General features: G+C 60.1%; 27 protein-coding genes. 15 read left to right on the top strand and 12 right to left on the bottom strand.

The annotated features are described in order from the left end of the window. Nucleotides 1-71: 71 nt before the first annotated feature. Nucleotides 72-878, bottom strand: coding sequence for a TatD family hydrolase (locus AAIS01_RS19140; protein ID WP_343470233.1), 807 nt, complete (start codon nt 876-878; stop codon nt 72-74). A gap of 235 nt (nt 879-1,113) precedes the next feature. Between AAIS01_RS19140 and AAIS01_RS19135 the strand changes: the two genes are divergently transcribed. The 3 genes from AAIS01_RS19135 to AAIS01_RS19125 all read left to right on the top strand — a co-directional run bounded on the left by AAIS01_RS19135 (nt 1,114) and on the right by AAIS01_RS19125 (nt 3,630). Next, entirely contained in the window at nt 1,114-2,535 is a 1,422-nt protein-coding gene (locus AAIS01_RS19135; RefSeq protein ID WP_343470232.1) for an MltF family protein, read from the top strand. A 99-nt stretch (nt 2,536-2,634) separates the two neighbouring features. Then, on the top strand, nt 2,635-3,069 hold the full coding sequence (locus tag AAIS01_RS19130) for a DoxX family protein (RefSeq protein WP_343470231.1): 435 nt from the start codon (nt 2,635-2,637) through the stop codon (nt 3,067-3,069). Nucleotides 3,070-3,321: 252 nt separating this feature from the next. Then, the gene (locus tag AAIS01_RS19125; protein ID WP_214913031.1) at nt 3,322-3,630 is read left to right on the top strand and encodes a class I SAM-dependent methyltransferase; all 309 of its coding nucleotides are present in this window, start codon (nt 3,322-3,324) and stop codon (nt 3,628-3,630) included. Between the two features lie 38 nt (nt 3,631-3,668). Here AAIS01_RS19125 and greB read toward each other — a convergent pair whose 3' ends face one another. The 3 genes from greB to AAIS01_RS19110 are packed head-to-tail and all read right to left on the bottom strand — an operon-like array spanning nt 3,669 to nt 7,388. After that, the gene (gene greB / locus AAIS01_RS19120; RefSeq protein ID WP_092458917.1) at nt 3,669-4,166 is read right to left on the bottom strand and encodes a transcription elongation factor GreB; all 498 of its coding nucleotides are present in this window, start codon (nt 4,164-4,166) and stop codon (nt 3,669-3,671) included. A 34-nt stretch (nt 4,167-4,200) separates the two neighbouring features. Then, nucleotides 4,201-6,705, bottom strand: a complete 2,505-nt coding sequence (locus tag AAIS01_RS19115; protein WP_343470230.1) for an ABC transporter permease — start codon at nt 6,703-6,705, stop codon at nt 4,201-4,203. After that, nucleotides 6,705-7,388, bottom strand: coding sequence for an ABC transporter ATP-binding protein (locus AAIS01_RS19110; protein WP_343470229.1), 684 nt, complete (start codon nt 7,386-7,388; stop codon nt 6,705-6,707). Before AAIS01_RS19110 ends, AAIS01_RS19115 begins: the two co-directional genes overlap by 1 nt. A gap of 10 nt (nt 7,389-7,398) precedes the next feature. Here AAIS01_RS19110 and AAIS01_RS19105 point away from each other — a divergent pair, with 10 nt between their 5' ends. The 3 genes from AAIS01_RS19105 to AAIS01_RS19095 all read left to right on the top strand — a co-directional run bounded on the left by AAIS01_RS19105 (nt 7,399) and on the right by AAIS01_RS19095 (nt 9,586). Beyond that, nucleotides 7,399-8,004: an arylesterase gene (locus AAIS01_RS19105; RefSeq protein ID WP_047226350.1), complete on the top strand. Its 606-nt coding sequence runs from the start codon at nt 7,399-7,401 to the stop codon at nt 8,002-8,004. Nucleotides 8,005-8,060: 56 nt separating this feature from the next. Then, a complete protein-coding gene (locus tag AAIS01_RS19100; protein WP_047226351.1) occupies nt 8,061-8,354 on the top strand; it encodes a hypothetical protein in 294 nt (97 codons plus the stop codon). Nucleotides 8,355-8,614: 260 nt separating this feature from the next. After that, nucleotides 8,615-9,586, top strand: coding sequence for a L,D-transpeptidase family protein (locus AAIS01_RS19095; RefSeq protein ID WP_343470228.1), 972 nt, complete (start codon nt 8,615-8,617; stop codon nt 9,584-9,586). Between the two features lie 126 nt (nt 9,587-9,712). Here the strand turns inward: AAIS01_RS19095 and oprI are convergent, their stop codons facing one another. Next, on the bottom strand, nt 9,713-9,964 hold the full coding sequence (gene oprI, locus AAIS01_RS19090) for an outer membrane lipoprotei OprI (RefSeq protein WP_011335311.1): 252 nt from the start codon (nt 9,962-9,964) through the stop codon (nt 9,713-9,715). A 633-nt stretch (nt 9,965-10,597) separates the two neighbouring features. On the opposite strand from oprI, the gene AAIS01_RS19085 reads away from it, so the two are divergent. Further along, entirely contained in the window at nt 10,598-10,879 is a 282-nt protein-coding gene (locus AAIS01_RS19085) for a GNAT family N-acetyltransferase (protein WP_047226353.1), read from the top strand. Nucleotides 10,880-11,056: 177 nt separating this feature from the next. Here AAIS01_RS19085 and AAIS01_RS19080 read toward each other — a convergent pair whose 3' ends face one another. Continuing rightward, nucleotides 11,057-12,133, bottom strand: a complete 1,077-nt coding sequence (locus tag AAIS01_RS19080) for a 3-deoxy-7-phosphoheptulonate synthase (RefSeq protein ID WP_003199364.1) — start codon at nt 12,131-12,133, stop codon at nt 11,057-11,059. Nucleotides 12,134-12,450: 317 nt separating this feature from the next. Between AAIS01_RS19080 and AAIS01_RS19075 the strand changes: the two genes are divergently transcribed. The 4 genes from AAIS01_RS19075 (at nt 12,451) to cysB (ending at nt 16,013) form a co-directional block, all read left to right on the top strand. Next, nucleotides 12,451-13,404, top strand: a complete 954-nt coding sequence (locus tag AAIS01_RS19075; RefSeq protein WP_343470227.1) for a putative 2-dehydropantoate 2-reductase — start codon at nt 12,451-12,453, stop codon at nt 13,402-13,404. 20 nt (nt 13,405-13,424) lie between these two features. Further along, entirely contained in the window at nt 13,425-14,330 is a 906-nt protein-coding gene (locus tag AAIS01_RS19070; RefSeq protein ID WP_092458923.1) for a 5'-nucleotidase, read from the top strand. Between the two features lie 96 nt (nt 14,331-14,426). Further along, nucleotides 14,427-14,927 carry a universal stress protein gene (locus AAIS01_RS19065; protein WP_092397725.1) on the top strand — a complete coding sequence of 167 codons (501 nt, stop codon included), beginning with the start codon at nt 14,427-14,429 and terminating at the stop codon, nt 14,925-14,927. 111 nt (nt 14,928-15,038) lie between these two features. Beyond that, on the top strand, nt 15,039-16,013 hold the full coding sequence (cysB, locus tag AAIS01_RS19060; protein ID WP_343470226.1) for an HTH-type transcriptional regulator CysB: 975 nt from the start codon (nt 15,039-15,041) through the stop codon (nt 16,011-16,013). 10 nt (nt 16,014-16,023) lie between these two features. Here the strand turns inward: cysB and AAIS01_RS19055 are convergent, their stop codons facing one another. Both AAIS01_RS19055 and AAIS01_RS19050 read right to left on the bottom strand, forming a co-directional pair. Beyond that, nucleotides 16,024-16,506 carry a GreA/GreB family elongation factor gene (locus tag AAIS01_RS19055; protein ID WP_092458925.1) on the bottom strand — a complete coding sequence of 161 codons (483 nt, stop codon included), beginning with the start codon at nt 16,504-16,506 and terminating at the stop codon, nt 16,024-16,026. 2 nt (nt 16,507-16,508) lie between these two features. Further along, the gene (locus tag AAIS01_RS19050; protein WP_343470225.1) at nt 16,509-16,895 is read right to left on the bottom strand and encodes a hypothetical protein; all 387 of its coding nucleotides are present in this window, start codon (nt 16,893-16,895) and stop codon (nt 16,509-16,511) included. Between the two features lie 124 nt (nt 16,896-17,019). Between AAIS01_RS19050 and earP the strand changes: the two genes are divergently transcribed. Together earP and AAIS01_RS19040 are read left to right on the top strand one after the other, a co-directional pair. Next, on the top strand, nt 17,020-18,153 hold the full coding sequence (gene earP / locus AAIS01_RS19045; protein ID WP_343470224.1) for an elongation factor P maturation arginine rhamnosyltransferase EarP: 1,134 nt from the start codon (nt 17,020-17,022) through the stop codon (nt 18,151-18,153). Nucleotides 18,154-18,201: 48 nt separating this feature from the next. Continuing rightward, on the top strand, nt 18,202-18,771 hold the full coding sequence (locus AAIS01_RS19040; RefSeq protein ID WP_003199385.1) for an elongation factor P: 570 nt from the start codon (nt 18,202-18,204) through the stop codon (nt 18,769-18,771). 208 nt (nt 18,772-18,979) lie between these two features. Here AAIS01_RS19040 and AAIS01_RS19035 read toward each other — a convergent pair whose 3' ends face one another. The 3 genes from AAIS01_RS19035 to AAIS01_RS19025 all read right to left on the bottom strand — a co-directional run bounded on the left by AAIS01_RS19035 (nt 18,980) and on the right by AAIS01_RS19025 (nt 21,298). Beyond that, nucleotides 18,980-19,993 carry an alpha/beta hydrolase gene (locus AAIS01_RS19035; protein WP_343470222.1) on the bottom strand — a complete coding sequence of 338 codons (1,014 nt, stop codon included), beginning with the start codon at nt 19,991-19,993 and terminating at the stop codon, nt 18,980-18,982. A 35-nt stretch (nt 19,994-20,028) separates the two neighbouring features. Beyond that, nucleotides 20,029-20,448, bottom strand: coding sequence for an organic hydroperoxide resistance protein (locus tag AAIS01_RS19030; protein ID WP_343470220.1), 420 nt, complete (start codon nt 20,446-20,448; stop codon nt 20,029-20,031). 388 nt (nt 20,449-20,836) lie between these two features. Next, nucleotides 20,837-21,298 (bottom strand): MarR family winged helix-turn-helix transcriptional regulator, encoded by a 462-nt coding sequence (locus AAIS01_RS19025; protein WP_343470219.1) that lies wholly within the window; start codon nt 21,296-21,298, stop codon nt 20,837-20,839. Between the two features lie 161 nt (nt 21,299-21,459). On the opposite strand from AAIS01_RS19025, the gene AAIS01_RS19020 reads away from it, so the two are divergent. Next, on the top strand, nt 21,460-22,194 hold the full coding sequence (locus tag AAIS01_RS19020; RefSeq protein ID WP_343470239.1) for a sulfite exporter TauE/SafE family protein: 735 nt from the start codon (nt 21,460-21,462) through the stop codon (nt 22,192-22,194). On the opposite strand, the gene AAIS01_RS19015 is transcribed toward AAIS01_RS19020, so the two are convergent. Then, on the bottom strand, nt 22,184-23,038 hold the full coding sequence (locus AAIS01_RS19015; RefSeq protein ID WP_030141879.1) for a LysR substrate-binding domain-containing protein: 855 nt from the start codon (nt 23,036-23,038) through the stop codon (nt 22,184-22,186). The genes AAIS01_RS19020 and AAIS01_RS19015 overlap by 11 nt on opposite strands. A gap of 97 nt (nt 23,039-23,135) precedes the next feature. Between AAIS01_RS19015 and AAIS01_RS19010 the strand changes: the two genes are divergently transcribed. Continuing rightward, nucleotides 23,136-23,357: a DUF1127 domain-containing protein gene (locus tag AAIS01_RS19010; RefSeq protein ID WP_047226364.1), complete on the top strand. Its 222-nt coding sequence runs from the start codon at nt 23,136-23,138 to the stop codon at nt 23,355-23,357. Nucleotides 23,358-23,370: the final 13 nt, after the last annotated feature.

The raw sequence follows: 23,370 nt of genomic DNA, 5'->3' as shown, positions 1-23,370 counted from the left end.
GATCAGTTCATACATGTGCGACTGATCCACCGCATTCGCGAGCAAGCCCGCTCCCACAGGTTTTCATTGGGTCAGGAGAGGGTGGGCAAGCCGAAAAATGCGCGGGCACAGGCGGTGCTATGGGCGGCCAGGTCTTCCTGGCTTTCTCCCCGGTGCAAGGCGACTTCGCGCAACGTTTCCGTCAGGTAGGCCGGTTCGTTGCGACCATTCTTGGGTTTTGGGCGCAGCGTGCGAGGCAACAGGTACGGTGCATCGCTTTCAAGCATCAAGCGCGCCCGGGGAATGTCCCGCACCAAGGGATGCAGATGTGTCCCTCGGCGCTCATCGCAGATCCAGCCTGTGATGCCTATGTGCAAGTCCAGGTCGAGATAATTGAACAGGGCCTTTTTTTCACCGGTAAAGCAGTGCACCACCGCCGCAGGCAATTGGTCGCGAAAATCCCGCAGGATTTCCAGCAGTCGCTGATCGGCATCACGTTCGTGAAGGAAGACCGGCAATTGCAGTTCAACCGCCAGGGCGAGGTGTTCTTCCAGGACTTTTTCCTGCTGCGGGCGCGGGGAGAAATCCCGGTTGAAATCCAGCCCGCATTCACCCACTGCGCGGACGCGGTCTTGTTTCAGCAGGTCTTTGAGATGCCGGGCGCTATCGGCGGTCCAGTCGCTGGCGCTGTGAGGGTGAATACCGGCGGTGGAAAACAGCCGCTCCCCAGTGTCATCGAGGCGCTGGCACAGCTCAAACGCCTGCTCACTGCCCTCGACACTGGTACCGGTCAGGACCAGTTGGCAGACACCGGCTGCATAGGCGCGCTCAAGGACAGCCTCGTGTTTGTCGGCAAAACTGGGGTTGGTCAGGTTGACGCCGATATCGATGAGTTGCATGGTGCTACCTCGACCCAAAGGCCGCAAAGCATATCAGAGCTGTAGATTTATAAGAAAAGCCAAGAACTACAACGAGTTGAGGCTGTCTGTTGAGGCCGCCGGACCGGTCGGGTTGGTATAAACGCCAGCACTGTGCCAGTCTCTCGCACTTTTCAGCGCCTCAGGTGCTCTGTTTCTGTCGACCCCAGCTTCGATATTTCAAGGCTGCGGGCGGCGGTATCCTTTCGGAGAGTGGATGACACGTCCCCAAGTGTTGCTGCTGCTGTGTTGTTCGCTGTTGCTGCCGATGCCGGCCGAGGCGCGGCTGCCCGGACCGGTACAGGTGGTAGCACCGACTACGGTGCGCGACCTCGCGCAAATCCGCAGCAGCCGGGTCCTGAGGGTATTGGTCAACCAGAGCCGCAACAGCTCTGGCGAGGTCAAGGGGCAACCCATTGGCGTCGAATACCATCGGTTACGTGCCTTCGAGCAATACCTCAACGGCCATGCCCGGGATGACCAGAAAATCACCCTCAAGATCATTCCCAAGGCCAAGGACCAACTGCTGGGCGCCTTGCAGCGCGGAGAGGGCGACCTGGTCGCGCCCGGCGAGTTGCTTGAGCCCCTGGCGGGGCAGGCGGTCAGCGCCAGCGATCCGATTCGCACCGACGTGCCGTTGCTCCTGGTGGGAGCCAAGGGCCAGCGACGCTACACACGTGTAGAGCAACTGTCGGGCAAAACCCTGGCCCTGCCCAACGGCAGTGCCGCAGGGGAGGCCCTGGGGCAGATCAACCAGAAGCTGGCGCTGCGTAAATTACCGCCGGTGAAGATCGAGTGGGTCGACCCGACCCTGGCGGTGGAGGATGTGCTGGAAATGGTTCAGGCCGGGATTTTCCACCTGACCATCGTCGAGCAGCCCATCGCCGAACGCTGGAGCAAAATCCTGCCCAAGCTGCGTTTCGACCGGCAGGTGCTCATTGGCGAACCGGCTGACGAGTATTGGTTTGTGCGCCGTGACGCCGCCATGCTGCGAGCGAACATTGATCGCTTCCTGACGACCTATAAGGCACCTTCCAACCAGGACGCCGCGTTTCTGCGCATTTATCGTCGCTTATACCGGGTTCACTATCCGCTGGCCCGTGCCAATCGCCAGCGTCTTGAGAAACTGCGCCCGGTGCTGCAAAAACATGCCACGGCCCAGGGTATGGATTGGCTTAACCTGGCGGCGTTGGCCTTCAAGGAATCCTCCCTGCAACCCCACGCCCGCAGCGGCAGTGGCCCGACCGGTCTGATGCAGATTACCCCGTCGGCAGCCCGGCGGGTCGGGGTCCACAACATCCAGAACCTGGACGCCAACGTGCAGGCCGGCGCCAAATACTTGGCCTTGATACGCCGCAAGTTTTTTGCCAGCCCCAAGCTCAACGAGCGCGAGCGCATGGCTTTCGTCCTGGCTGCCTACAACATGGGGCCTGAGCGGGTCCAAGGCATGCGGGCCGAGGCCAGGCGGCGGGGGCTCAATCCCAATCAGTGGTTCTTCCAGGTCGAACGCATCGCCATGGAGCAGGTGGGAATGGGCGCAGTAAGCTACGTTAATAGTGTGAACAAATACTATCTGGCGTTTGATCGTGAACGGAGGTCGCTGGAACCCAGGGAACAAAAGGTTGTTGTGCGTAAATGATCGAGTAAACTGATTGGTATCACGGATTTTTTCCGCTTTTATCATGCATTTTGTTGATTAATATAGCGGCCAACCCACTTATCCCAAGGAATGAACCTCATGAGCACTTTCATCAACAACGTTCTGTTTACCCGAGCTGGCTATGGCCTGACTGTCTTGCGCATTGTTGTCGGGATCATCTTCGCTGCACACGGCGCACAGAAACTCTTCGGCCTGTTTGGTGGCTACGGCCTGACGGGAACGGCGCAGTGGATGGAAAGCATCGGCCTGACGCCGGGTTACCTGATGGCGACACTGGCGGGCGGCACCGAGTTTTTCGCCGGGCTGGCCTTGATCATCGGCCTGCTGGCCCGTCCAGCGGCGTTGGGACTGGCCTTCCTGTCCCTGGTGGCGATTTTCTCCGTGCACATTGGCAACGGTCTGTTCATGGCCAACAACGGCTATGAGTTTGCCCTGGCTTTGCTGGCAGGCAGCGTTGCGGTGCTGATCGAGGGTGCGGGCAAGCTGTCGGTCGACCAGGCCATCGCTCGCTGATTGCCCACCTGAATCATTGAAGGCCCGTCTGGAACGGGCCTTTTTTGTGCGCGCAGATTCTTGACACTGGCCGGTCAGCTTCTCTAGGATGCCGCTCATGCGCCGATTTAAACAGCTACTTGCGGGGCGCCAGGTGACTCATTCAGTCACCGATAGAAGCCGGTAACCCACGGTTTCGAAATACCGCTAAAGCGCTGGTTCGGTGTTGCCTCTCACCTGCCATGCAGACTTTTGAGGCAGAGACACGACACGATGAACGCACCCAGCCCCCTTGTACGTCTTGCGCCGATCACGGCGAACCTGCTGCAACGCAATCCAAAAATCCTTCTCGGCGGTACTCACCAGCCAACGCTATTGCGCTATCTCGACGGCTGGCCCCGACGCAACCACGGGCCTGCGGCGTTCCTTATTCAGTTTGTCGAAGACGGTGAGTCATTGGCGCGTTTTGCCAACGACAGCTTCGATCTGGCAGTCATCCAGTCGCCCAATGCGGCGGATGCCCCCGAAATGATCCGGCAATTGACCCGCGTGGCCCGGCAGGGGCTGATTACTCGCCGTTGAGGCGAGCAATCCTTGTCAGGGCCCAGCGGGTGAAGCTTTTATAGGTATTCAATGTGGGTGACATATAAAAGCTGTTCCCCGGCGGGCGTTTGAACCTTGATCTCAGCATCCAGCGCTTTACCGATCAACGCCCGCGCCAAGGGCGAGTCGATGCTGATGAGGTTCTTTTTCAGGTCCAGTTCGTCGGGGCCGACGATGCGATAGCGAGACGCTTTGCCGTCCTCATCTTCAACCGTGACCCAAGCGCCGAAATACACTTTGTTCGGGTCGCTGGGTTTTTCACTGACCACCTTGAGGGCTTCCAGGCGCTTGGTGAGGAAACGCACGCGGCTGTCGATTTCCCGCAGCATTTTTTTACCGTAGGTGTACTCGGCATTTTCCGATCGATCCCCTTGGGCCGCTGCCTCGCTGACCGCTTGGGTCACCTGAGGGCGGCGCACATGCCAAAGCTCATGAAATTCGGCGCGCATCCGCGCCTCACCCTCGGGGGTGATCAGCGCAGTGCCGGCGGTGCGGGGTGGGCGATAACGGCTCATGGCAACTTCTTGTGGTGGCGAAGCCGGGAGTCTATCAACCCTCGCGCAAGACTGTCAGCGGGCTCGCGTTGAGCGCTCGACGCGTGCCGAACACACCGGCTGCCCCGATCAATAACGCTCCCACCAGCGGCAGTACCAGCAACCATGGGTGCGGATGCCAGGGCAGGTCGAACGCGTAACGGTAAAGTACCAGACTCACCAGTTCCGAACCCAGGGCCGCGAGTAAGCCGCTGACCGCTCCCAGTAGCCCGAACTCGATGCGCCGGGCCTTGACCAACAAGGTTCGTTCGGCACCCAGGGCGCGGAGCAGCGCACCCTGGTGGATCCGTTCATCGAGGGTGGCTTGCAGGCCGGAGAACAGCACGGCCATTCCCGCAGCCAGTACAAACAGCAACACATACTCCACGGCCAGGGTGACCTGGGCCAGGATGCTGCGCAACTGCTCGAGCAGGGCTTCGACTTGCAGGATCGTCACCGCCGGGAAGGCCCGGGACAGGTCGACAATCTGCTGGTCGTGGCCAGCCGCCAGATAGAAGCTGGTGAGATAGGTGGCCGGTAGATCCTTCAGCGTGCCGGGTTGGAAGATCATGAAAAAGTTAGGCTGGAAGTTGTCCCAGTTGATTTCTCGCAAGCTGGTGACCTTCGCCTCGCGATTGACGCCGCCCACGTTGAAAACCAGACGGTCCCCCAGCTGGATCTTGAGGTTCTCGGCCACCTTGCCTTCTACCGAAACGCCCGGAATATCGTCCGGCGGTTGCTGCGGCCACCAGCTCCCGGCCGTGACGACGTTGCCCGCCGGCAGGTCCGCAGCCCAGGTCAGGCTCAGGTCGCGCTGCAGCGCCCGGTCACCGGCCGAGTCCTTGGTGACAAACTCCTTGGCCGGCTCGCCGTTGATACTGATCAGGCGTCCGGGTACCACGGGGTAGAGCGGTGCCGATTGAGCCGACAACGCCAGCAGCTTGTCGGTGAAGGCCTGCTTGTCGTTGGGCAGAATGTTCAGGGCGAAATAGTTCGGGGCGTTTTTCGGCAACTGGTTTTGCCAGGTGTCCAGCAACTCGCCGCGCAAGAGGGCGATCAGCGCCATGGACAACAGAATCAAGCCGAATGCCAACGCCTGGCCGGCCGCCGCCAAGGGGTGGCGCAGCAACTGGCCCAGGCCTAGCCGCCAGGGTAACGAGGCGCGGGCCAGCATCCTGCGCAGGCTCTGGAGCAGCAGCAACAGCAGGCTGCCGAGCACCAGCGCTGCAATCACGCCGCCGCCCAGCAGGGCGAAGGTCAGGACCAGATCCAGGCTCAAACGCCACATGATCAGGCCAAGGGCTCCCAGGGCGGCCCCATAGACCACCCAGGTGCTGGAAGGAATCGGCAGCATGTCCCGGCGCAAAACGCGCAAGGGGGGGACCCGGCCCAGCGCGGCCAGTGGCGGCAGGGCGAAGCCGGCCAAGGCCACCATCCCGGTGCCGATCCCGGCAACGGCCGGCAGCAGGCCACCCGGCGGGACGGTGCTAGGCAACAGGTCATGCAGCAGGGCAAACAGTCCCAGTTGGGCGACCCAGCCAAGCAGCGCACCGCTGAGGCTGGCCAGCAGGCCCAGCACGGTCAATTGCAGGCTGAACAGCACCATGGTTTCCCGGCGTGACAACCCCAGGCAGCGCAGCAGTGCGCTGGCATCAAAACGTCGGGTGGCGAAGCGGTTGGCCGAGAGGGCGACGGCGACGCCGGACAGCAGCACCGCCACCAGGCTGGCCATGTTCAGGTACCGTTCGGCCTTGCCAAGGGCGCCACCGATCTGCCGGTTGCCATCGCGTGCATCCTGCAGGCGCTGGTTGGGCTCCAGGCCCGGCTTGATCAGGTCGCGGTAGGTTTGCAGTGCTGGCGCCGGACCGCGCCACAGGTCGCGATAACTGACGCGGCTACCGGGCTGCACGACGCCGGTAGCGTCCAGGTCCTTGAGGTTGATCATGACCCGGGGCGTGAGGCTATAGAAGTTGCCGGCGCGATCTGGTTCGTAGGTCAAGACACGGCTCAGGCGCAGTGGCTGGTTGCCGACGTCGATGCTGTCGCCAATGTTCAGGTCCAGTGCCGTCAGCAACCGTGCTTCGACCCAGGCCTCGCCAGGGTTCGGGCGCCCACCGGTTTCTTCCGGGGCGAACGGGGCAGGGGCGCTTTTCAGTTCACCGCGCAACGGGTAGATGTCATCGACGGCCTTGACGCTGGAAAGCTGAATGCCCTTGTCGGTGGCCACGACGCTGGAAAACTCCACTACCCGGGCATGTTCGAGGCCCAGGTCGGTGCCGCCGCGAATCTGCTCGGGGCGGGCGGGCGAGCTGCCTTCGAGCAACAGGTCGGCGCCAAGGAATTCAGTGGCGCGCATCATCATCGCGCCGTTGAGACGGGCGCCGAAATAGCCGATGGCGGTACTTGCCGCCACCGCCACCAGCAGTGCGAAGAACAACACCCGCAGCTCGCCGGCGCGGGCGTCGCGCAGCAGTTGACGGACAGCGAGACTGAACAGGCGCAACAGCGGCAAGCGTGCCATCAAGGCTCCAGGGGGGCGACCATCTGGCCGGCTTCAAGTCGAATCAGACGCCGGCAACGATGGGCCAGGCGTTCGTCATGGGTGACCAGCACCAGGGTCGTACCGCTTTCCTTGTTCAATTCGAACAGAAGATCGCTGATGCGCTCACCGGTGTGGCTGTCGAGGTTGCCAGTGGGTTCATCGGCAAACAACACGTCCGGTTCGGCCGCAAAGGCACGGGCAATCGCCACGCGTTGCTGCTCGCCGCCGGAGAGCTGGCGGGGCGAGTGAGTCAGGCGCTGGCCCAGGCCGACCCGCTGCAGCAATTCCGTAGCGCGTTCGCGGGCATCCTGACGTCCATCCAGTTCCAGCGGCAACATGACGTTTTCCAAAGCGTTGAGGCTGTCGAGCAACTGGAACGACTGGAAGACAAAGCCGACATGCTCGGCGCGGATCCGGGCCCGCTGGTCTTCATCCAGCACGCTGAGGGCTTGACCGGCAAGGGTCACTTCACCGCTACTGGGCAGATCAAGGCCAGCCAGCAGGCCCAGGAGGGTGGATTTGCCGGAACCGGATGCGCCGACGATGGCCAGGCTGTCGCCCGTGTTCAGTTCCAGGCTGAGTTGGTGCAGGATAGTCAGTTCACCTTCCGCGCTGGGAACCACTTTGCTAAGGTCCTTCGCGGTGAGAATGCTTGAGCCCATGGAGAATCCGATGCGTGTGTGGTTTTTGAGTGCCGGCCTGGCCTTGATGTGCATGGCCCAGAACGCAGCGGCGGGTACAGTCCTGATCGTTGGCGATAGTATCAGCGCCGCTTTCGGCCTGGATACCCGGCAAGGCTGGGTATCTTTGCTCGAACAACGGCTCAAGGCCGAAGGTTTTGACGACAAAGTGGTCAATGCTTCTATCAGTGGCGACACCAGTGCAGGCGGCCAGGCGCGGCTGCCGGCGCTGCTTGCAGCCCATAAGCCGGACCTGGTGATCCTGGAACTGGGTGGCAATGATGGCTTGCGCGGACAGCCTCCCACGCAATTGCAACAAAACCTTGCGGCGATGATCGACAGCTCCCGCGCCAGCGGTGCCAAGGTGCTGCTGCTGGGCATGCAACTGCCACCCAACTACGGGCAGCGCTACACCGATGCCTTCGCCCGGGTCTACAGCACCCTGGCCGAAGAGAAAAACGTGCCGCTGGTGCCATTTTTCCTTCAGGACGTTGGTGGTGTTCCGGGGATGATGCAGGGCGATGGCTTGCACCCGTCCGTCGCGGCCCAGGGCAAGTTGCTGGAAAATGTCTGGCCGACGCTAAAACCGCTGCTGTGACGCTTTTCTACAGGCGGTCTTTCGGCTAATGTGGCGCCCCCGATTTGGAGCCCCCGATGCCGCGTCCCGCCTGGTCCCTGTTTGCCTACCAACTGATCGAGCCTGACGAACAGCTGGACCTGTTCGCCTGCCAGGAAGTGCGGGTGCATCTGGTGACCCGGCAACTGGAGCTCGGTGGCTCGGCCGACCGGACCCTGTGCGGCAGCCTGCTGCCGGCCCAGCCGCGCTGGTCGGCTGTTGATCGCAAGATCTTCCAGGACCATCGCCTGTGTTCATTGTGCCGGGCGATCCTGGAGTCCCAGAAGCGGGGCACCTCACCGATCTGGCCGGAACTGCGGTTCGAACTGTAATTCCCAGCTTCCCGGCGTGCCCTTTGTGGGAGCGGGCTTGCTCGCGAAGGCGGTGTATCAGGCACATAGACGTCGACTGACACGCTGCATTCGCGAGCAAGCCCGTTCCCACAAGGATTTGCAGTACCCCCATCCTGGCTGCATAGCCCCCAGAACTGCTACGCATCGGACGCCTCATTGCCGCTCTCCCCGAAAGAACGGGGGGCGGTGTACAATCACAGTCTTCATACCCTCTGTTCGACCTGCAAAGGATTTCCCGGATGTTGCTGCGCTTGCCTGCCGTCACCCGCTGCCTGTCTCTTGCCGCCCTGTGTATGGCTGGTCCCGTCGCGGCTCTGGAGCTGCCTTTGCCACCGCCAGGCGAAGACATCGTCGGCCAGGTGCAGGTCATCAAGGCCAAATACGAAGATACCTTCGCCGACCTGGGCACCGCCTACGACCTGGGCTACACCGAGATGGTTGCCGCCAACCCGGGCGTCGATCCCTGGTTGCCGGGCGCGGGCACCGAAATTGTGCTGCCGACCCGTTTCATCCTGCCGCCTGGCCCGCGCGAAGGCATCGTGATCAACCTCGCCGAGTACCGTCTCTACTACTTCCCCAAAGGCCGGAACGTGGTTTACACCTTCCCGCTGGGCATTGGTCGGGAAGGTTGGGGCTCGCCGATCGCTCACACCAGCATCATTGCCAAGACCCCGAACCCGACCTGGACCCCGCCGGCCTCGATCAAGGCTGAGCATGCCGCTGACGGCGATCCGTTGCCGAACGTGGTGCCGGCCGGTCCCGATAATCCCTTGGGCCCGTTCAAGTTCACCCTGGGCACCCCGGGTTACCTGATCCACGGTTCGAACAAGAAGTTCGGCATTGGCATGCGCACCAGCCACGGCTGTTTCCGCATGTTCAACAACAACGTACTGGAGATGGCCGGCATGGTGCCGGTGGGCACCTCGGTGCGGATCATCAACGATCCCTACAAGCTGGGTGTGAGCGGCGGCAAGGTTTATCTGGAAGCCCACACGCCGCTGGACGACAACGGCAACCCATCGGTGGTGGACAAGCACACCGCAGTGATCAACACGATGCTCAAGCGTGAGGACATCACCAGCAACCTGCGCATGGACTGGGATGTGGTGCGTGACGTGGTGGCTGCCGAAGACGGTCTGCCGGTCGAGATCGCCGTTCCGAATACTTCGACGCCCATGGTCTCGAGCGCACCGATCGATCTGCAACAGTAAAAGCTGCCACAAAGACCCGCCGGCGTTTCGCGATGTCGGCGGGTTTTTTATTGCCTGGTGAAACGCCAGGCAATAAAAAAGCCGACCCAAAAAATGGGTCGGCTCGATAACAATCCCGGGGGACTATTACTTGCGGCTAGCTTTTTCCAGCATACGCAGAGCACGCTCGTTAGCTTCGTCAGCAGTCTGCTGTGCTTTTTGAGCAGCAGCCAGAGCTTCATCAGCTTTACGGTAAGCTTCGTCTGCACGAGCTTGGGCGCGAGCTGCTGCGTCTTCGGTAGCAGTCAGACGTGCTTCGGTTTCTTTCGATGCGCTGCTGCAACCGGTAGCCAGAACTGCGGCCAGGGCCAGAGCAGAGAATTTCAGAACGTTGTTCATCGTGTTCCCCTTCAAGGACTTTCTATTAAGTGACTGTCTCCTCACAGCGAGGAGTTAGCCGGCGTACATACTACCCATTACTTGTAGTAAGTAAACTGACGTAGCGCAAGAAGCAAAAAAATTGTAGGCGGTGATTCTTTTTCGAGCAACTTTTCAGGGTGTTGTTTGAAAAATATACAGCCTCACGCGCCTGGATTGAGCGCGTCGTTGAGAAAAAGTTCCGTGTGCAGGAGAACTTTTCCCCAACCCGTTAACGTCGTTGTTTATTGATTAGCCTACACTTTTGAGCGTTTTTTGCTCAGTGGGGCGGGTATCTTTATTGGTGTTGACGGTGACTTTAATAACCGGCGCTCGTCTCACGACTCAACAACTGGCGATGTTCAGCTATTGCGCCTTGGCCGACTAGCGCACGACGGTGGCGCTCAATCGATAAACCCGACCGGGTTTTACCCCCATTGACGGGCGTGCCTTGAGCATTTGCGTCATTGGTGCCTACTATTCACGACGTGCTCGGGGTTGAGCGGTGGGTGTTGGCGCTCGGTGACCAGACAGGCACGGGGTGGCGTAGATGTTCCTTCGCCGGAAAAACATCGGTAAGGTAGGGGTCAGCATTCAGACCCGCGAGGAGTAGTGATGAGCGAGGCGTTGTCCATCCACCATGACCAGGCTGGTCATCAGTTCGAGACCAATGTGGACGGTCATCGTGCCTATCTGACTTATATGGACCTGGGCAAGCAGACCCTGGATATCTATCGCACCTTCGTGCCCAACGCCTTGCGCGGTCGTGGCATTGCGGCGGCGTTGACCGAAAGGGCGCTGCAGTACGCCGACGAAATGGGCTACACGGTGATCCCGTCCTGCTCCTACGTGGAGCGCTACATGGAGCGTCACCAGCGCCACGCGGCCAAGCTCTGACACGATGAATTCTCCAAAAAAAACGCCGGGCTGATGAGCCCGGCGTTTTTTTATGCCTTGAAGAAAGTAAAAGATCGCAGGCTTCGCCAGTTCCTACATCCCCGCTCCAAATATGTATAGGCGTTGTGTAGGAGCTGTGTAGGAGCTGTCGAGTGCAACGAGGCTGCGATCTTTTTTTCAACCACGCTGACGTTTAGGCAACACATCCTTGAGCTTGGCATGCATGCTGCGCAGGGTGTTCTCGGTGGCGCTCCAGTCGATGCAGGCATCGGTGATGGACACCCCGTACTGCAAGTCCGCCAGATCCTTGGGGATCGCCTGGCAGCCCCAGTTCAAATGGCTTTCGACCATCAGGCCAATGATCGACTGGTTGCCTTCCAGAATCTGGTTGGCGACGTTCTCCATCACCAGCGGTTGCAGCGCCGGATCCTTGTTGGAGTTGGCGTGGCTGCAATCGACCATGATGTTCGGTTTGATCTTGGCCTTGTTCAGTGCCTGCTCACACAGCGCGACGCTGACCGAATCGTAGTTCGGTTTGCCGTTGCCACCGCGCAGCACCACGTGACCATAAGCGTTGCCCTTGGTGGTGACGATCGACACGCCACCCTCCTGGTTGATGCCCAGGAAACGGTGAGGACTGGAAACCGACTGCAAGGCGTTGATCGCCACGGTGAGACCGCCGTCGGTGCCGTTCTTGAAACCCACGGCCGAGGACAGGCCCGAGGCCATTTCACGGTGAGTCTGGGATTCGGTGGTCCGCGCACCGATGGCCGACCAACTGATCAGGTCCTGCAAGTACTGCGGGGAGATCGGGTCCAGGGCTTCGGTGGCGGTGGGCAGGCCCATTTCGGCCAGGTCCAGCAGCAATTGGCGACCTATGTGCAGGCCATCCTGGATCTTGAAGGAGTCGTCCAGGTACGGATCGTTGATCAGGCCTTTCCAGCCGACGGTGGTGCGCGGCTTTTCGAAATACACCCGCATCACCAGGTACAGGGTGTCGGAGACTTCTGCCGCCAGCACTTTCAGGCGCTCGGCATATTCGTGGGCGGCCTTGATGTCATGGATCGAGCAGGGCCCGATGACCACGAACAGGCGATGGTCGGTGCCGTCGAGAATATTGCGAATGACTTCCCGGCCCTTGGTCACGGTGCGCAGTGCAGCGTCGCTCAGGGGGATATCGCGCTTGAGCTGGTCAGGCGTGATGAGGGTCTCGTTGGAGGCGACGTTAAGGTCATTGATCGGTAAATCAGCCATCGTGTTACTCGTCAGGTCACGGGTGCCGGCCGCCAGCGATCCCCGCGCGGCGGTGCACAGCGGATTTAAGCGCGTCGGGGAGCGGAACCTTAGCGCGTTACGAGGTTGCTCGACAATGGGCAGGGCCCGGTTTAATTGTGGCAAGGGCGCTTGCTCCTATTGGACCCGTAGGCGCTGGCGAGCGAAGCGAGGCTGCGATCTTTCCACAGCCGAGTGAGTCGAGTGCGAAAGAGTAAAAGATCGCAGGCTTCGCCAGCTCTTACAGAACCAGGCTGTGTAATGATGCGCAGGGGCTTTTTACCAGGAGAGTTGCAACGATGCAGGCAGGCGTTAAACCGCGGATCGGAATGATCGGCACCGGGGCGATTGGCGGGTTTTATGGCGTGATGCTGGCGCGCGCCGGTTTTGACGTGCATTTTTTACTGCGCAGCGAATTTGCCGCGGTGGCCGAAGCCGGTTTGCGAATCGACAGCGCGGTTCATGGCGCGCTGGCCCTCGACCCCGTCCAGGCCTATCGCTCGGCAGCCGATATGCCACCCTGCGACTGGCTGCTGGTCGGTGCCAAGACCACCAGCAATGCCGACCTGGCCCCGGCCATCATTCAAGCTGCCGCTGATGGGGCCAAGGTCCTGTTGCTACAAAATGGCCTTGATGTGGAAGACGACCTTCGACCGTTGCTGCCCGATTCGCTGCATCTGCTGGGCGGATTGTGTCTGATTTGCGTACATCGCGTCGGTCCCGGCGTCATCGCTCACCAGGCCCTCGGTGCAGTCAACATCGGTTACCACAGCGGTCCTTGCCACGATCAGGCGCAACGCATGGCGATTGTCGAGCAGGGGGCCGGGCTGTTCCGTGCCGCCGGCCTGGATTCCCAAGCCATGCCCGACCTGCGGCAGGCGCGCTGGCAGAAACTGGTGTGGAACGTGCCCTACAACGGCCTTTCGGTTCTGTTAGGCGCCAGTACCACGCCGTTGATGGCCGACAGTGACAGCCGAGGATTGATCCAGGCTTTGATGGCGGAGGTGGTGCAAGGCGCTCAAGCGTGTGGTCACCACGTTGCGCCGGGTTACGCCGAGTATCTGTTCGCGATGACCGAAAAGATGCCCGACTACTGGCCGAGCATGTATCACGATTATTCCCACCAGCGTGCGCTGGAGCTGGAAGCTATTTACAGCCGACCATTGGCAGCGGCGAAAAGCGCCGGTTGTGAGCTGCCGAAAATCCAAGCCTTGTATCAGGCGTTGGCATTTATGGACCGACGAAACCGCTGATCAGGCGAAAGGGGAGCGACATGGCAAACAACATCGATGACAAACTGGTGCTGGCGATTTCGTCGCGTGCGCTGTTCGACCTGAGTGAAAGCCATAAGGTGTATCTGTCGGGCGGCGTCGAGGCTTACCGGCAATATCAGATTGAGCACGAGGACGAAGTCCTCGAACCCGGTGACGCCTTCGCGCTCGTACAAAAGCTGCTGAGCCTCAACGCGCATCTGGGGCGTGCGCGGGTCGAGGTGGTTCTGGTTTCGCGCAATAGCGCCGACACTGGCCTGCGGGTGTTCAACTCGATTCATCATTATGGGCTGGCGATTTCCCGCGCGGCGTTCGTCGGCGGACGCAGCCCTTACCCTTATCTGAAGGCATTCGGCTGTGATCTTTTTCTGTCCACCCACGCTGAAGATGTGCGCAGCGCCCTGGACGCCGGATTTGCCGCAGCGACCATTCTGTCGGGCGGTGCCAGCCGCGCCGCCAGTGAGGAACTGCGCATCGCTTTCGACGGCGATGCGGTGCTGTTTTCCGACGAATCCGAGCGTGTCTATCAGAGCGGCGGCCTGGCGGCGTTCCAGGCCAGCGAGCGGCAGGCCGCCCGAGAGCCGCTGCGAGGCGGGCCGTTCAAGGGCTTTCTGGCGGCGCTCAATGCACTGCAACGCGAGTTCCCCGAAGACGCCTGTCCGATTCGCACGGCGCTGGTCACTGCGCGTTCGGCACCGGCCCACGAGCGCGTCATCCGGACGTTGCGCGAATGGGATATTCGTCTGGATGAGTCGCTGTTTCTCGGCGGCCTGACCAAATCGGCGTTTCTCGAAGCCTTCGCCGCCGACGTCTTTTTCGACGACCAGACCGGCCACTGCGAACTGGCTCGCGAGGTGGTCGCCACGGGTCATGTGCCTCACGGCATCAGCAATGAAGTGAAGCTCTGACTGCCCGTTGTTTAGGGCGTTACGCTGGACGTCGCACTGCTCAAGGCGCTGCTAAGCTGAATCCATCTCCGCCATTCTGGCACGCGAGGAGGTCACATGATTCGTTCGATGCTGTACGCCACAGACCTGGGACTTTACGCCCCTTATGTGATGCAGCATGCCTTGGCGTTGGCACGGACGTTCGAAGCCGAGTTGTATGTGGTGCACGCGGTAGAGCCGATGGGGCTGTTCGCGGAGTCGGTGTTGCAAAGTTATCTCGATGAGCAAGCGCTGAACGAATTTCATCGCCAGGGTCTGAATACGGTGATGGCCAACATTGAGCAGCGGGTGCTCGACAGCTTTCGCGAAGAGTTGGGGGAGGGGCAGCAGGACTTGAAGTTGATCAAGTCGGTCCGGGTTTTTCAGGGCGATCCATCCCAGGTCATTCTCGAACAGGCTGCGAAACTCTCTGTCGATTTGCTGATCGTAGGCAGTCACTGCCAAGGGGCGAGCGGCGAAACGCCGCTGGGCAGGACCGCTGCGCGGGTATTGCAGTTATCCCGGGTACCGGTCTACCTGGTGCCGCTGGTGCAGCGGCGACGTCAGGGGGAGGCTTGAGGCAAAGTAGTGGCTTTTTTATAAAAAGTTCTAGATTAATTAATACAACCATTCATATAGTTATATACCGTCGCTGATGCCCGTGGCGTCCAACTGCTTTGAGGGATACATATGAAGCTTCAACAACTGCGCTACATCTGGGAAGTGGCGCACCACGACCTCAACGTTTCCGCTACTGCCCAAAGCCTCTACACGTCGCAACCTGGCATCAGCAAGCAGATCCGCCTGTTGGAGGATGAGCTGGGTGTTGAAGTGTTCGCCCGCAGCGGCAAGCACCTGACCCGCGTGACCCCGGCCGGTGAGCGCATCATCACCACGGCCGGGGAGATCCTGCGCAAGGTCGAAAGCATCAAGCAGATTGCCCAGGAATTTTCCAACGAGAAAAAAGGCACCCTGTCGATTGCCACCACCCACACCCAGGCCCGTTATGCACTGCCGCCGGTGATCAGCAATTTCATCAAGCAATACCCGGACGTGGCCCTGCACATGCACCAGGGCTCACCGATGCAGATCGCCGAAATGGCCGCAGATGGCACCGTGGATTTCGCCATCGCCACCGAGGCCCTGGAACTGTTCGGCGACCTGGTGATGATGCCGTGCTACCGCTGGAACCGCTGCGTGGTCGTGCCTCAGGGCCATCCGCTGACCAAGCTGCCGAAGCTGACGCTCGAAGCCCTGGCTGAATACCCCATCGTGACTTATGTGTTCGGTTTCACCGGCCGTTCGAAACTCGACGAAGCCTTCAGCCATCGCGGCCTGACCCCGAAAGTGGTGTTCACCGCCGCCGACGCCGACGTCATCAAAACCTATGTACGCCTTGGCCTGGGTGTGGGCATCGTGGCGAAAATGGCCGTCGATACCAAGCTGGATGGCGACCTGGTGGCGCTGGATGCCAGCGAGTTGTTCGAGTCCAGCGTGACCAAGATCGGTTTCCGGCGCGGCACCTTCCTGCGTGGCTTCATGTGCGACTTCATCGAAAAATTCGCGCCACACCTGACCCGGGACGTCATGGCCAAGGCCATCCAGTGCCACAACAAGCAGGAACTCGAAGAGCTGTTCGACGGTGTGGAATTACCGGTGCACTGAACAGTGAGTGCTAGATCGCCTCGGTAACAGCGAACTGTTGCCGGGCGCCTGCGACGACGATCTCTACTTCATCCCCTTCGAATTTGCCCAGCAGGCTTCGTCCCAACGGCGAGCGAGGGGTGATGACGGTGATCGGCTGGCCCACCAGCGACACTTTCAACCCCGCTGCATCCGGCCCCAGAAACAGCCATTGCTGGCGATCATCCTCATCTGCCAGCCCGATCAACGTGCCAATCTGAATGCCGCGCTGTTCGTCGTATGGCCTGAGTATCAGGTTCTGGCAGAGGGCGAGGGCCTGGCGGATTTCTTCGACACGCCTGGCTTGCCCGGCGGCCAGATAGGACGCTTCAAGACCCAGGGTGTCGTATTTGTTCTCGGCGATGTTTTCCTCGTGGGTCGCGGTTTCGTAGGCCGTCTGCGCGGCGCGCTCGGCGACATCGAGGTCAATTTTGAGTTTGTCGAGAATCAGTTGGTGGACGATCTGTTTGTTCATGATCAATCGCAAAACTGCAAAACGTTGGCACGGCTCTTTTCACTGGGCGCATTCTGGTCCTGTTGCAGCCAGAACTGGCACTTGGGGTTGGACAGGTTGCGAGGATCGCTGCGGGCTTGATCAAGAGCCTGTCGTTGTTCGTTTCGCTGCAGGTTTTGCTGGTATTGCTCGAACATGGGGGTTGGCGGTTCCGGGGCCGGTTGCTCCGCAGGCGGTTGCCCCAGTTGCTGCACGGCCGCGGCCACTGGAGCCAGTTGTTCGTTGAACAGGAATCTGGACAGCAGCCAACCGGTCAACACGATGGCGAGGAACCCCAGCCACAGGCCCAGGGCAATGCTGACGGTCAATTGCAAGGCGCTAAGGCGTGGCGCTGGTGGGTGATCGGACATGGCTGCTTCCTGGCAATGAACAGGTGATAGGCGGCGATTGTCGCATGAAGATTAATCGCCGTCGGCTCTTCTGCATCATCGGTTTAATGCGGGACAATCGGGCCTTTGCCACAGGGAGTCGGGAATGACCGTGCGTTGGGATATTTTTTGCACCGTCGTCGATAACTTTGGCGACATTGGCGTCACTTGGCGCCTGGCTCGGCAATTGGTGGCCGAGCATCAATGTGCGGTGCGGTTATGGGTCGATGACCTGCGGGCCTTCGAACGATTGTGTCCGCAAATCGACATCACGCTTGGCGAGCAATGGCAGCAGGGTGTGCAAGTGTGTCATTGGCCTGAGGCCTGGCCGTCCACCGACGCCGCCGATGTGGTGATCGCCGCGTTTGCCTGCCAGTTGCCGAGTGCCTACATGGACGCGATGGCCGAGCGTCAGACCCCGCCGTTGTGGATGAACCTCGATTATCTGAGTGCGGAGGATTGGGTGATCGGCTGCCACGGATTACCGTCGGTCAAATACAGGCACGTGCAGAAATATTTCTTTTTTCCGGGGTTTCGGGAGGGAACGGGCGGGCTGCTGCGTGAAGCCGGCCTGCTGGAGCGGCGTCGGCAATTTCAGCAGGATGCCCAGGCGCAACGGCTTTTCCTGGAGGCGCTGGGAGTCCATCGGACGCCGGGATCGCGTCTGATCTCGCTGTTTGCCTACGAAAACGCCGGGCTTGCCAGTTGGTTCGATGCCATGGTGGCCGATTCCCGCGCCTCGCATGTGCTGATTCCCGAAGGGCGGGTCCTTGGCGATGTCCAGCGTTGGCTGGGCATCGATGGCCTGAAGGCCGGGGCGGTACACCAACGGGGTGCCCTGACGGTGCAGGTGCTGCCGTTCGTCCGCCAGGATCAGTACGATCAACTGTTATGGTGCTGCGATTTCAACGCCGTGCGGGGTGAAGACTCCTTCGTGCGCGCCCAATGGGCGGGGCGGCCGCTGCTCTGGCATATCTACCAACAGGAAGAAGACGTTCATCTGGAAAAGCTCGAGGCCTTTCTCCGGCTGTACACCCACGGTCTTTCGCAGCCGGCTGAAAAAGCGATCAGCGGTCTCTGGCGATCCTGGAATGCCGGCCAGGACATGGCCGAACACTGGAAAATGGTCGACCAACAGCAACAGGAACTGCTCGAACATGCCCAGGCATGGTGTCTGGAACAGGCCTCGCGACCCGATCTTGCCGCAGCGCTGGTGAAGTTTTATGTAAATTGGATATGATACGCGGCCTAGATTTTTGTAAATCCCATCCAAATTCGGATATTCGCAATGAAAACTGGTAAAGAACTGAAACCCGGGACCGTGATCCGTCTCGAAAACGATCCTTGGCTGGTTCAGAAAGCTGAGTTCACCAAGTCGGGTCGTAACAGCGCGATCATGAAGACCAAGCTGAAGAACCTGCTGACCGGTTACAAAACCGAGATCGTCTACAGCGCCGATGACAAACTGGACGACGTGATCCTCGACCGTAAAGAAGCGACCCTGTCCTTCATCAGCGGCGACACCTACACGTTCATGGACACCACTGACTACACCATGTACGAGCTGAACGCCGAAGACATCGAAAGCGTTCTGCCGTTCATCGAAGAAGGCATGACCGACGTCTGCGAAGCCGTGTTCTTCGAAGAGCGTCTGGTCTCCGTAGAACTGCCGACCACCATCGTGCGTCAGGTTGACTACACCGAAGGTTCCGCTCGCGGTGACACTTCCGGCAAGGTCATGAAGCCTGCCAAACTGAAGAACGGTACCGAACTGTCGGTCGCTGACTTCATCGAAATCGGCGACATGATCGAGATCGATACCCGCGAAGGCGGTTCCTACAAAGGCCGCGCTAAATAAGCGAAGTCTTGTGTATGAAAAAGCCCGACCATTGAGTCGGGCTTTTTCATGCCTGCGGATCATGTTCAGACAGAGGGCGGGATGGAGACTGTGGCGAGGGGATTTAATCCTGCCCTGTGGGAGCAAAGCTTGCTCGCGATCCAGACGCCTCGGTTCCGCGCTGTGTTCATCGCGGGCAAGCCTTGCTCCCACAAGGTTGCGCCACAAGTCACTTCAGATGTTGTTTCAGTTCTTCGGACACCTGCAACATAGCCGAACGCACCGCTGGCACCTGGCTCACCACATTGAGCAAACCATAATCGTGAATCATGCCGTTGTAGCGCACCGCCGTGACCGGCACGCCAGCGGCGTCCAGTTTGCGGGCGTAGGCTTCACCTTCATCCCGCAAGACATCGGCCTCGGCAGTCTGTACCAGCGCGGGTGGCAGGCCCTTGAGTTGTGCAGTGGTTGCCCGCAGCGGCGAGGCATAAATCTCGTTACGTTGCCCGGCATCGGTGGTGTAGTTGTCCCAGAACCACTTCATCATGTTGCGGGTGAGGAAGTGTCCTTCGGCGAACTGCTTATAGGATGCGGTCTCGAAGCTGGCGTCGGCCACTGGCCACAACAAGGCCTGGAATTTGATCGCCGGGGTACCTTTGTCCTTGGCCATCAGCGCCACGACAGCGGCCATGTTGCCGCCCACGCTGTTGCCCACCACCGCCAGACGCTTGCCGTCGACATTGAGCTGCTTGCCGTGTTCGGCCACCCATTTCGTGGCCGCGTAGGCCTGGTTGATCGCTACCGGGTAGTGCGCTTCCGGTGAGGGTGTGTAGTTGACGAACACCGCGACGGCACCTGATCCGGCCACCAGATCGCGAACCAGCCGTTCGTGGGTTGGGAAGTCTCCCAATACCCAGCCACCGCCGTGGAAGAACATGAACACCGGCAACTCACCCTTGACCCCGGCCGGCCGGACGATGGTCAGGCTGATCGGCTGGCCATCGACCTCAATGGTCTTCTCGCTGACGTCGGCCTTGGGCAAGCTCAGCTTCACCCCTGCCTGGGCGCCGACCAGTACCGCGCGGGCGTCCTTGGGCGACAGTTGCTCCAGTGGCTTGCCGGTGCCGGCATTCAGTGCATCGAGAAACGCCTGGGTGTTGTGTTCCACGATGCCGTCGGCGAAAGCGCTGCCGACGCTCAGGGCCAGAAGGGTGCCGGTCAAAACTTTGCTGAAAGTGTTCATGTGCATCTCCTTAAGTACAGGTCGCGAGAGGTTGGTTAAACGGTGACGTGCAAGCGCACATCGACGTTGCCGCGGGTGGCGTTGGAGTACGGGCAGACTTGGTGAGCCGCATCTACCAGGCTTTGTGCATCGGCCTGGTCCAGGCCCGGCAAGCTGATGTGCAGGTCGATGTCGAGGCCGAAACCACCGGGAATCTGGCCGATACCGACATGGGCGGTGATCGAGGCGTCATCCGGGATTTTGCGTTTGCTTTGGCTGGCAACAAATTTCAGGGCGCCAATGAAGCAGGCTGAGTAGCCGGCAGCGAACAGCTGCTCAGGATTGGTTGCCGCCCCACCTGCGCCGCCGAGTTCTTTGGGGGTGGCGAGTTTGACGTCCAGGATGTGGTCGCTGGAGATGGCACGACCATCACGGCCGCCGGTGGAAGTTGCGATTGCGGTGTAGAGCGTTTGCATGGTGAGAGCCTCGTTTCTGGTTGCTGTTTAAGCGCTAAATGTTTGCGCGCTAAGTAGGTGTGAGGCGAATATATAGCGCAAATATTTAGTGCGCAAGATAAATTTTTGAGAGACATTGGGTTTGCGAAGCTGAAAGGGTGCGTAACCCTTGAGCTAGAGCTGTTTCAAAGGATTTAACTTTTTAGCGACGCTAGGTTGAACGCAAAATTCAGGCTTGCCCTCATTCTCCCTGTGGGAGCGGGCTTGCTCGCGAAAGCGGTGGGTCAGTTAAAGATGGGTCAGGATGTGCCACCGCCTTCGCGAGCAAGCCCGCTCCCACATTGGATCTGTGGTATCCACAGCATCTGACTCCGGGCCTGTGGGAGCGGTGGTGTACCTGGAATTGGAATCAGAGGCTGTCTTGCAGGTTGCTGCGCAGTGCTTGCAGGTCAAGTTGCAGCTTCTTCAACTGCTCCAGGGTCTGGCCGCTGGCGCCGAGAATGCACTGGGGAATGTCGAGGGCTTTTTCCCGCAGGGCACGCCCCTGTTCGGTGAGCTCGACGATGACCACGCGTTCATCTTCGCGACTACGGGTGCGGCTCAGCAAGCCCTCGGCCTCCAGGCGTTTGAGCAACGGGGTCAGTGAGCCCGGATCGGTGAGCAAGCGGTTGCTGATTTCACCGACAGTCAGGCCGTCCTTTTCCCACAGCACCATCATCGCCAGGTACTGCGGATAAGTCAGGCCCAGGGCTTGCAGCAGCGGCTTGTAGACTTTGGTCATCAGCAGCGACGTGGAGTGCAGGGCAAAGCACACCTGATTGTCGAGCAACAGGGCTTCGCAGGGGTCAGGGGTAACGCGCTGGGTGCTCATGGCAGAACCTTCAATCAATGATGGCTACGAATCTAGCGGGCGAACCTTTAATGCGCCAGATAATTCTGACGTTCTGATCAGATGTTGCGTTCCCCCGCGAGCGCCGACTGCGTAGGATAAGCGCCCTGATCAAGGGGGAATCGGCTGTGATCGAAGGTGTGATGTATCTGGCGTTCGGTGCCGCATTGGGCACTTTGGGGGGATTGTTCGGAATTGGTGGCGGGTTGATTGCCATTCCGGTGCTGGGCGTGTTGTTCGGCCTCGATCAGCAGATCGCCCAGGGCACGGCCCTGGTGATGGTCGTTCCAAACGTAATGCTCGCCTTGTGGCGTTACCACCAGCGCAACCGCATTGAAATGCGTCATGTACTGCCACTGGCCTCCATGGGTTTTTGCTTTGCCTGGCTTGGTTCGATCTGGGCCGTGGGCATCGACCCGCAAAGCATGCGAATCGGCTTTGTCGCGTTCATGATTGTCCTGGCGGCCTACAACCTGATTCGCATGTTTGCCGCCAGTGCGCCGGCCTCGGCGCAGATGCGTTATGGCTGGCCATGGCTCGCGGTGTTGGGAGCGGCATCGGGGACCATGGGCGGATTGTTCGGTGTCGGCGGGGCGGTCGTCGCGACCCCGATCCTGACCAGCCTGTTTGGCACCAGTCAGGTGGTCGCCCAAGGATTGTCGCTCGCGCTGGCCTTGCCCAGTACCGGCGTGACCCTCGCCACGTATGCGGTGCATCATCAAGTGGACTGGTGGATCGGCCTGCCGCTGGCCGCCGGAGGTCTGCTCAGTATCAGTTGGGGGGTAAAGGTTGCCCACGCCATGCCGGAGCGGCTGCTGCGCGGGCTGTTCTGCGGCTTCCTGGTGCTGTGCGCGATCTTGCTCGCCTTTAAAGTTTGAACCCTTCGACGATGTGCTCGGCCAGGCACTCGGTGATCGGCGACGGATTATGCAGGTTGCGGATCAGCATGATGCTGGCCTCGGGCAACTCCGGCAGGTTTTCCGCCTCGCCCAGCACCCGCATGTCCGGGGTCAGCAGGCTTTCCAACTGCGCGGTGATCGCCAGGCCCGCGCCAACCACCGCCATGAGCGCCGACAGGCTGGAGCTGTTGTACGCCACGCGATAATCGCGGCCCATGGCATCCAGCGCATTGCAGGCCCATTGCCGGCAGAAGCAATCACTGTTGAACATCGCCAGCGGCAACGGTGTTTGTTCATGGACGTTGAAGCACGCCGCTTCGGCCCAGACAAAGCGTTCCTTGCGCAGTAACTGGCCGATTTCGTCCCCCGGTTTGCGGGTGACGATGGACAGGTCCAGATCCTGGCGCAGCAGCAACTGTTTGGATGACTCGCAGTGCACTTCAATTTCGATCAAGGGGTAGAACTGGGCGAAGCGCTGCAGGATCCCCGGCAAAAAACGCATCACATAATCGTCCGGGGTGCCGATGCGCACCGTGCCGACCATGTGCGGTTCGCGCAGGGTGTTGAACACTTCGCTGTGCAGCTTGAGGATCCGCCGGGCGTAGCCCAGCAACACCTGGCCTTCGGCGGTGAGTTTGACCTGGCGCCCGTCACGCTCGAACAGCCGCCGCTGCAAGACATCTTCTTCCAGCCGCTTCATCTGCATGCTGACGGCGGACTGGGTGCGATTGACCAGCTCACCGGCACGGGTGAAACCACCCTGGTCAGCGATCGCGACAAAGGTTCGCAGCACTTCCGTATCGATGCTCGGGTAACTCGACAATTGATCAATCTCCGAGATGTATTGCATAAGAAACATTCGTTGGATTGATCTTATCGTTGGCGCGAGACTTGAGCCATCCCCAACGGAGGACATCACGATGAAAGGTCAAAAAGGTTATCTACTGATAGAAAAACTCTCGTCCCACGGCTTTTCCATCAGCGCTCTGCTGCACAAGTTTAGCCGCTGGTACGAATTGCACCACGAACGTGAACTGCTTGCCGGAATGAGCGATGAGGCGCTCAAAGACATCGGCGTCAGCCGTGCCGATGTCGAAAAGGAAGTGGTTCGGCCATTCTGGGATGACCCGATGCACAAATGAGCCATCCTTCCCT

This window comes from Pseudomonas halotolerans, assembly GCF_039581215.1.
Classification (GTDB): domain Bacteria; phylum Pseudomonadota; class Gammaproteobacteria; order Pseudomonadales; family Pseudomonadaceae; genus Aquipseudomonas; species Aquipseudomonas tehranensis.
Note: the sequence above shows the minus strand (reverse complement) of the source record. Positions and strands in the feature narration are given on the sequence as shown.

Bases quoted from the DNA above. Each gene is read 5' to 3' on its own strand.
- AAIS01_RS19140 (WP_343470233.1), bottom strand. From the start codon at position 878: ATGCAACTCATCGATATCGGCGTCAACCTGACCAACCCCAGTTTTGCC.
- AAIS01_RS19135 (WP_343470232.1), top strand. From the start codon at position 1,114: ATGACACGTCCCCAAGTGTTGCTGCTGCTGTGTTGTTCGCTGTTGCTG.
- AAIS01_RS19130 (WP_343470231.1), top strand. From the start codon at position 2,635: ATGAGCACTTTCATCAACAACGTTCTGTTTACCCGAGCTGGCTATGGC.
- AAIS01_RS19125 (WP_214913031.1), top strand. From the start codon at position 3,322: ATGAACGCACCCAGCCCCCTTGTACGTCTTGCGCCGATCACGGCGAAC.
- greB (WP_092458917.1), bottom strand. From the start codon at position 4,166: ATGAGCCGTTATCGCCCACCCCGCACCGCCGGCACTGCGCTGATCACC.
- AAIS01_RS19115 (WP_343470230.1), bottom strand. From the start codon at position 6,705: ATGGCACGCTTGCCGCTGTTGCGCCTGTTCAGTCTCGCTGTCCGTCAA.
- AAIS01_RS19110 (WP_343470229.1), bottom strand. From the start codon at position 7,388: ATGGGCTCAAGCATTCTCACCGCGAAGGACCTTAGCAAAGTGGTTCCC.
- AAIS01_RS19105 (WP_047226350.1), top strand. From the start codon at position 7,399: ATGCGTGTGTGGTTTTTGAGTGCCGGCCTGGCCTTGATGTGCATGGCC.
- AAIS01_RS19100 (WP_047226351.1), top strand. From the start codon at position 8,061: ATGCCGCGTCCCGCCTGGTCCCTGTTTGCCTACCAACTGATCGAGCCT.
- AAIS01_RS19095 (WP_343470228.1), top strand. From the start codon at position 8,615: ATGTTGCTGCGCTTGCCTGCCGTCACCCGCTGCCTGTCTCTTGCCGCC.
- oprI (WP_011335311.1), bottom strand. From the start codon at position 9,964: ATGAACAACGTTCTGAAATTCTCTGCTCTGGCCCTGGCCGCAGTTCTG.
- AAIS01_RS19085 (WP_047226353.1), top strand. From the start codon at position 10,598: ATGAGCGAGGCGTTGTCCATCCACCATGACCAGGCTGGTCATCAGTTC.
- AAIS01_RS19080 (WP_003199364.1), bottom strand. From the start codon at position 12,133: ATGGCTGATTTACCGATCAATGACCTTAACGTCGCCTCCAACGAGACC.
- AAIS01_RS19075 (WP_343470227.1), top strand. From the start codon at position 12,451: ATGCAGGCAGGCGTTAAACCGCGGATCGGAATGATCGGCACCGGGGCG.
- AAIS01_RS19070 (WP_092458923.1), top strand. From the start codon at position 13,425: ATGGCAAACAACATCGATGACAAACTGGTGCTGGCGATTTCGTCGCGT.
- AAIS01_RS19065 (WP_092397725.1), top strand. From the start codon at position 14,427: ATGATTCGTTCGATGCTGTACGCCACAGACCTGGGACTTTACGCCCCT.
- cysB (WP_343470226.1), top strand. From the start codon at position 15,039: ATGAAGCTTCAACAACTGCGCTACATCTGGGAAGTGGCGCACCACGAC.
- AAIS01_RS19055 (WP_092458925.1), bottom strand. From the start codon at position 16,506: ATGAACAAACAGATCGTCCACCAACTGATTCTCGACAAACTCAAAATT.
- AAIS01_RS19050 (WP_343470225.1), bottom strand. From the start codon at position 16,895: ATGTCCGATCACCCACCAGCGCCACGCCTTAGCGCCTTGCAATTGACC.
- earP (WP_343470224.1), top strand. From the start codon at position 17,020: ATGACCGTGCGTTGGGATATTTTTTGCACCGTCGTCGATAACTTTGGC.
- AAIS01_RS19040 (WP_003199385.1), top strand. From the start codon at position 18,202: ATGAAAACTGGTAAAGAACTGAAACCCGGGACCGTGATCCGTCTCGAA.
- AAIS01_RS19035 (WP_343470222.1), bottom strand. From the start codon at position 19,993: ATGAACACTTTCAGCAAAGTTTTGACCGGCACCCTTCTGGCCCTGAGC.
- AAIS01_RS19030 (WP_343470220.1), bottom strand. From the start codon at position 20,448: ATGCAAACGCTCTACACCGCAATCGCAACTTCCACCGGCGGCCGTGAT.
- AAIS01_RS19025 (WP_343470219.1), bottom strand. From the start codon at position 21,298: ATGAGCACCCAGCGCGTTACCCCTGACCCCTGCGAAGCCCTGTTGCTC.
- AAIS01_RS19020 (WP_343470239.1), top strand. From the start codon at position 21,460: ATGTATCTGGCGTTCGGTGCCGCATTGGGCACTTTGGGGGGATTGTTC.
- AAIS01_RS19010 (WP_047226364.1), top strand. From the start codon at position 23,136: ATGAAAGGTCAAAAAGGTTATCTACTGATAGAAAAACTCTCGTCCCAC.